A 268-nucleotide genomic window follows, 5' to 3' on the forward strand; every position below is an offset into this window, starting at 1 on the left:
GTGATGCAACTGGCCGCGTCGGGGCTGATGAACAAGCAGATCGCCGGGCAGATCGGCTTGAGCGAGATCACCGTCAAGATCCACCGTGGCCAGGCCATGCGCAAAATGGGCGCGCGTTCATTTGCCGACCTGGTGCGCATGGCCCAGGCCCTGGAACCTGTCGGCGACCGTTGAACGTTCATACCCACGTATACTAGCCGCGGCTTTTGGACAGCGTATCGTGCAGTGACTAGGTCGCCTTCATGGCCACCTGACATTACTGCCAGGT

General features: G+C 60.4%; 1 protein-coding gene. It reads left to right on the top strand.

Features of this window, described 5'->3' with window-relative positions; all coding sequences use genetic code 11:
* The first annotated feature begins 3 nt into the window (after positions 1-3).
* Entirely contained in the window at positions 4-174 is a 171-nt protein-coding gene (locus AB2L51_RS15225; RefSeq protein WP_400922687.1) for a LuxR C-terminal-related transcriptional regulator, read from the top strand.
* The last annotated feature ends 94 nt before the right edge of the window (positions 175-268 follow it).

The organism is Acetobacter fabarum (assembly GCF_040702925.2).
GTDB classification, from domain to species: domain Bacteria; phylum Pseudomonadota; class Alphaproteobacteria; order Acetobacterales; family Acetobacteraceae; genus Acetobacter; species Acetobacter fabarum_B.